This is a genomic window from Citricoccus sp. (assembly GCF_035445025.1).
Classification (GTDB): domain Bacteria; phylum Actinomycetota; class Actinomycetes; order Actinomycetales; family Micrococcaceae; genus Citricoccus.
Genome location: NZ_DAOMPX010000088.1, coordinates 1 through 6,397 on the forward strand (window position 1 = coordinate 1; position 6,397 = coordinate 6,397).

Sequence of the window (6,397 nt, forward strand, 5' to 3'; positions counted from 1 at the left end):
AGTACGCCGCCCTCTCACGGCGGTAACGCGGGTTCGAATCCCGCTGGGGTCACCACGAGCAAGAGGCCCGGTCCATCAGGACCGGGCCTCTTGCGTTCCCCGGCACCTCCGTCCCGGGTGTCATGATGGGGTGGTGAGCACACCCTTCACGCCAGCAGCCCCCGACGCCGGTTCCCCGGACGAGCCACTGGCAGGATCCCCGGGGGCAGGACTGCCGGTCGCACCGGAGGCGCCGGTCCCCGCAGCGGGCGGTTCCGCGGACGCCGCCCCCCGGATCGCCGCCGAGGCCGTGGACCTCCTGGGCCGGCTCCGGACGGAACTGGATGCGGTCCGCCTCCCCCTGGCCGTCGACGGGGCCGCGGACACGGAGGCCGTCCGCCGGTCCGCCGTCGGCCAGCTCGACGACTACGTCCTGCCGCGCTACCGCAGCCTCGACGCCCCGCTGCTGGCCGTCGTCGGGGGATCCACCGGGGCCGGGAAGTCGACCCTGGTCAACGCCCTGGTGGGCCACCCCGTGACCCGGGCCGGTGCCATCCGCCCCACCACGCGGCAGCCGATCCTGCTGCACCACCCGGACGACGTAGAGTGGTTCACCACCGCTCGGGTTCTGCCCGGGCTCTCCCGGACCACCGGCCACCGCGCCGATCCCGGTGCGCGGCCGCCGGCCGAGCGGGCGGGCGTGGACCCCGACCCCCAGGCCACGGACACCCTCGTGATGGTCGCCGAACCGCAGCTGCCCCCCGGACTGGCCCTGCTGGATGCCCCGGACATCGATTCCATCGCGGACGAGAACCGGCGGCTGGCCGCGCAGCTGCTCTCGGCGGCGGACCTGTGGATCTTTGTCACCACCGCCAACCGCTACGCGGACGCGGTGCCGTGGGAACTGCTGCTGGACGCGGCCGCCCGGGACATCACGGTCGCCGTCGTCCTGGACCGGGTGCCGGCCGGAGTCGAGGACGAGGTGGCCACCGACCTGTCCGCACTGCTGGGCCGGCGTGGACTGGGCGGGGCCGAGCTGTTCGTCGTCACCGAGTCACCACTGGACGCGGACGGCATGCTGCCGGCCGGTACCGCCGCGCCGCTCCAGCAGTGGCTGGCCGCCATAGCCCACGACGCCGGCTCCCGGTCCGAGGTGGCCCGCCGCACCCTCAACGGGGTGGTGCGGCAGCTCGCGGACAAGGCCGAGGGCATCGCCCAGGCCGAGGACGACCAGCGCGAGGCGGCCGCACGGCTGACCGGTGCCGTGGAATCGGCCTACGGACAGGCCCGGGAGGGGGTGCTGGCGGCCACCCACGACGGCACCCTGCTGCGCGGAGAGGTGCTCAGCCGCTGGCAGGACTTCGTGGGCACGGGCGAGTTCTTCCGGTCCCTGGAATCCGGCATCGGGCGCCTGAGGGACCGGATCACCGCCTTCCTGACCGGCCGGCCCGCGCCACCCGAGGCGGTCGAGACCGCCATCGAGACCGGACTGCACGCCGTGCTCGTGGAACAGGTGGCCGCCGCCGCCGAGGAGTCGGAGGACCGCTGGCGTCAGGACGCCGCCGGCCGGGCACTGCTCGAGGGCCGGGACCTGTCCCGGGTGCCGGAGGACTTCCCGGACCGGGCCGCCGCCGAGATCCGCGGCTGGCAGCAGGACCTGATCCGGCTCATCGAGGACGAGGGCGCGGGCAAGCGCACCATGGCCCGCGTGACCGCCCTGGGCGTGAACGGAGTGGCGGTGACCCTGATGATCGTGTCCTTCGCGTCCACCGGAGGGCTGCTCGGCATCGAGGTCGGGATCGCCGGCGGAACCGCTGTGGTGGCCCAGAAGCTGCTGGAGTCGATCTTCGGCGAGGACGCCGTGCGCCGCCTGGCCCGGCGCTCGCAGCAGAACCTGGCGCAGCGGGTCAGCGACCTGCTGGTCCATGACGCCCGGCGCTTCACCGTCCTGCTGGACGAGGTCCGTGAGGACGAGGAGACGGCGCACCTGCGGGCGCTGGTCCCCGGACTGCGCCGGCTCGGCGGCTCCGGCACCTCCGTGACCGGGGAGGCCGGGGCATGAGCCGCGACGGACGGGACCTGCGCGACGGACAGGACCTGCGCGACGTACCGGCGCCCCGGGACGGGACACCCCTGGACCGCAAGCTGGCCGCCCTCGGGACGGCCACGGACCTGGGGGAGGGCCGGTTGCCCGACCAGGCGCTCGCGGCCGCCCGCCAGGTGGTGGACCACGCCGGCCAGCGCCGCCGGCTCTCGGCGGAGCACACGGTCGTCGGCTTCTTCGGCGCCACCGGGTCGGGGAAGTCCAGCCTGTTCAACGCCGTCACCGGCCACGCTCTGGCCCGGGCCGCCGCCACCCGCCCGACCACCTCGGAGCCCATGGCCGCGGTGTGGGGTGCCGAGGGCGCCGGCCCCCTGCTCGACTGGCTCGAGGTGAACCAGCGGCACGTCCTGGACGGGCCGGCCGCCGGCACCGACCTGACCACGTGGTGGGGTCGGCGGCGGGAGTCGGGCGGGTTGATCCTGCTCGACCTCCCGGACTTCGACTCGATCGCGGCCGGTCACCGCAGGACCGTCCAGCGGCTCGTGGGCCAGGTGGATGTGCTGGTCTGGGTGGTGGATCCCCAGAAGTACGCCGACGCCGCGCTGCACCGGGAGTTCCTGGAACCCCTGGCCGCACACCGGGCCGTCACCCTCGTGGTGCTCAACCAGGTGGATCGCCTTGCCGGTCCGGATGTCGAGCGGGTCGTGGCCTCGCTGAAGGACCTGCTGGCCCGGGACGGACTGGTCCGCGTCCCCGTCTACCCGGCCTCGGCCACCACGGGGGCCGGTGTCGACGCCGTGCGGACCGCCATCGCCGAGGTGGCCGCCCAGCGCTCGGCCGCCACCGAACGACTGCTGTCCGACGTGCGGACCGCCGCCCGCGCACTGGGGTCCGAGGACGCCGGAGGCGTGCCGGCCGGCGTCGGCAAGGGGGCCGAGTCCCGGCTCGTGGACGCCCTGGCCGAGGCCTCGGGAGCCTCCACCGTGGTCCGGGCCGTTGCCCAGTCCTACCGTCTCGAGGGGGGCCGGCGCACCGGTTGGCCCGTGGTGCGGTGGATGGCCCGCGTGCGCCAGGACCCGTTGCGCCGGCTGGGCCTGCGCCGCGGTGAGGGTGCCGCCCCCGGGGCCACGTCCGGCGCCGACGACCCCCGTCTGCACCGCACGTCCCTGCCCGAGCGCAGCCCGGCCCAGCGGGCCCAGGCGGACGGGGCGGTCCGGGCCTTCGCCGACTCGGCCAGCGAGGGCGCGCCGGACTCCTGGCGGTCCTCGATCCGCCGGGCCGCCCGCAGCCACGCGGAGCAGCTGCCCGATGAGCTCGACCAGGCCATCACCTCGACCGATCTCCGGGCCGGTGCCACCTCCTGGTGGTGGCATCTCGTCAATGTCCTGCAGTGGCTCGCCCTGCTGGCGGCCGTGGCCGGACTGGCCTGGCTCGGGGTCCTGGCCCTGGCGGTCTACCTCCAGTTCGACCTGCCCCCCGCCCCGGACGTGGAGGGGTTCCCCATCCCCACCCTGCTGGCGGCCGGCGGGCTGGCCTTCGGCATCCTGCTGGCCCTGCTCGCGGCCCCGCTGGTGCGCCTGGGCGCCCGGGCTCGTGCCCAGCGGGCCCGACGCCGGTTGCGTGCGGCGATCGCCGAGGTCGCCGCCCAGCGGATCGCAGAACCGGTGCGCCAGGAGATCAACCGCTACGGGCGGTTCCGGGAGGCGCTGGCGGCGGCCAGCGGGCGGCATTGAGCACCGGTCAGCAGGCGCGGTCGCGGGGCAGCACGGGGGACCGGACGGTCGGCGGCCTCGGTGAGGCCGGGATCCTGCGCATCCTGAACCGCCGCTTCGCCGTCCTGCCGGCCGCGGGGGACTGGCCCGAGGGTACGGTGGGGCCCGGGGACGACGCCGCGGTGGTGTCCGCCCCGGACGGACGGTTCGTCATCTCCACCGACGCCATGGCGCAGGACCGGGACTTCCGCCTGGACTGGCCGGCCGTCTCCTGCGGGGCATCCCGTGGCGGGGGCGGGGACGACGTCCGGGGTTTCGCCGGGGGGTACTCGATCGGCTGGAAGGCGGCGGCCCAGAACCTGTCGGACATGAACGCGATGGGGGCGGACGCCACCGGGCTGCTGCTGGCCCTGACCATGCCGCACACCACGGGGGTGTCCTGGATCGACGGTCTCGCCGCCGGGATCGCCGGGGCCGTGAGGCGCCTGGGGGCCCGGCGGTGCCGGGTCGTGGGCGGGGACCTGGGCTCGGACGACCGGATCACCCTGGCCATCACGGCCACCGGAGACCTCGGCGGCCGCCCCGCGGTCCGGCGCGCGATGACGCCCACGGTGTCCGCGGCGGACCCCGTGGACCTCGTACTGTGCGGGCGGGCCGGCTGGGCCGCCGCCGGACTCGCGGTGCTGGACACCTCCCGGGAGGAGCTCCTGGACCGGCTCCGGAGGGGCGCCCCTGGAGTCCGGCGGCTGGCCGCCCGGGCCGCGACGGCCCAGTTGCGCCCGCGCCCCGTGCTCGGGGCGGGACGACGTGCCGCCGAGGCCGGGGCCCTGGCCATGATGGACGTCTCGGACGGCGTGGCCAAGGACGCCGGGCGGCTGGCGCTGGTGAACGGCCGCCGCGTCGAGCTGGATCCGGACTGGGTGCGCTCCGACGCCGCCGTGCTGGACCCCCTGGCGCGAGCGCTGGGCCAGGACGCCCGGGACTGGGTGACGGCCGGGGGTGAGGACTACGGACTGCTCGCCGTCCTGCCGGCGCGCACCCGGATCCCCCACGGCTTCCGGCGCGTCGGCCGCCTCCTCCCCGGCGACCTGCCCGGGGTCACCGGGGACGGTGGCGGCGCCGGTCCGGGGGCCGGCCCGGTGGAGTGGCCGCAGGAGGGGTCCGGGATGGCTCAGGACCAGGGCGGCTGGGACCACTTCGCCCGGGACGGCTGAACCGCACCGGTGGCGCTCCAGAGGGGATGGGGTTCAGTGCCCGGCGGTCACTGCGCGGGGTCGAAGCGGTGGCCGAGGGCGGCGTGGGTGAAGCCGGCCTGGCGCCAGGTGGAGGGGTCCAGGACGTTGCGGGCGTCGATGATGGTGGGCCGGTTCATGAGGGTGGCGACGTGGGTGGGGTCCAGGGCCTTGAACTCGTCCCATTCGGTGAGCAGGATGACCAGGTCGGCCCCGGTCAGGGCCGCCTGGCTGGTGTTCACGTAGTCCAGTCGGGGGAACCGGGCGGCGGCGTTGGGGTTGCCCTTCGGGTCGTAGACGGCCACGTCGGCCCCGGCGGTGTAGAGCCGGTTGGCCACGTCCAGGGCGGGGGAGTCGCGCACGTCGTCGGAGTCGGGCTTGAAGGTGACCCCGAGGATCGCGATCCGCGCCCCGTTCAGGACCTGGACGGAGACCGGGTCCGGGGTGTGCCCGGCCCCGCCGTTGGGTGCCCGCCGGGGTGCCCCGTGCAGGGTGTGGGAGAGGACCTGGACGGCCAGGTCCACGACCTTGTCGCGGCGGCGCAGGTTGATGTCGTCCATCTCGGCCAAAAAGCGCATGGTGCGGTCCAGGCCGAGCTCGCTCACCCTCGCCTGCAGGGCGCGGATGTCCTTGGGCAGGCAGCCCCCGCCGAACCCGACCCCGGCGTTCAGGAAGCGCCGGCCGATCCTGGGGTCGTGGCCGATCGCGTCGGCCAGGGTGCCGATGTCCCCGCCGACGTGCTCGGTGATCTCACTGAAGGCGTTGATGAAGGAGATCTTCGTGGCCAGGAACGCGTTCGCGGCGACCTTGACCAGCTCCGCGGTCGCGTAGTCCGTGGCAATCCACGGGGTCCCGGCGGCCAGCGCCTGTGCGTACACCTCACGCAGCACCTGCTCGGCGTGGGCGGAGGTGACCCCGACGACGAGGCGGTCCGGGGTCAGGGTGTCGGCCACGGCGAAGCCCTCGCGGAGGAACTCCGGGTTCCAGGCCAGCTGAACCGCCCCGGGCATCCCGGTGGCGGCGCGGGTGTCGGCGATCAGGGTGGCCAGGCGTTCGGCGGTGCCGACCGGGACGGTGGACTTGCCCACGATCAGCGCGTCCTGGCTGATGTGCTCGGCCAGGGACACCGCGGCCGCATCCACGTAGCGCATGTCCGCCGCGCTCTCACCGGGCTTCTGCGGGGTGCCCACCCCGATGAAGTGCACATCGGCCCACGCACCGACCTCGGCGTAGGAGGTGGTGAACCGCAACCGGCCCGAGCGCACGTGCTTGACGAGCAGCTCCGGCAGCCCGGGCTCGTGGAACGGCAACTCACCCCTGGACAGGGCCTCGACCTTGGCCGGGTCGATGTCCAGCCCCACCACCTCGAACCCCAGCTCCGCCATGCACGCCGCATGCGTCGCCCCCAGATACCCCGTCCCCACCACCGA

Annotated in this window: 4 protein-coding genes; 3 read left to right on the forward strand and 1 reads right to left on the reverse strand. The window is 75.0% G+C overall.

Features of this window, described 5'->3' with window-relative positions; genetic code table 11:
• The first annotated feature begins 289 nt into the window (after positions 1-289).
• From PLJ28_RS14490 to PLJ28_RS14500, 3 genes are read left to right on the forward strand one after another with little or no spacing between them, the layout of a single operon-like run.
• The gene (locus PLJ28_RS14490) at positions 290-2,041 is read left to right on the forward strand and encodes a dynamin family protein (RefSeq protein ID WP_324590305.1); all 1,752 of its coding nucleotides are present in this window, start codon (positions 290-292) and stop codon (positions 2,039-2,041) included.
• The gene (locus PLJ28_RS14495) at positions 2,038-3,756 is read left to right on the forward strand and encodes a GTPase (RefSeq protein WP_324590302.1); all 1,719 of its coding nucleotides are present in this window, start codon (positions 2,038-2,040) and stop codon (positions 3,754-3,756) included. The genes PLJ28_RS14490 and PLJ28_RS14495 overlap by 4 nt, the downstream gene beginning before the upstream one ends.
• Entirely contained in the window at positions 3,753-4,949 is a 1,197-nt protein-coding gene (locus PLJ28_RS14500) for a thiamine-phosphate kinase (protein WP_324590303.1), read from the forward strand. The genes PLJ28_RS14495 and PLJ28_RS14500 overlap by 4 nt, the downstream gene beginning before the upstream one ends.
• A 47-nt stretch (positions 4,950-4,996) precedes the next feature.
• Here PLJ28_RS14500 and PLJ28_RS14505 read toward each other — a convergent pair.
• The coding region (locus PLJ28_RS14505) for a UDP-glucose dehydrogenase family protein (protein WP_324590304.1) at positions 4,997-6,397 on the reverse strand (1,401 nt) is incomplete at its 5' end.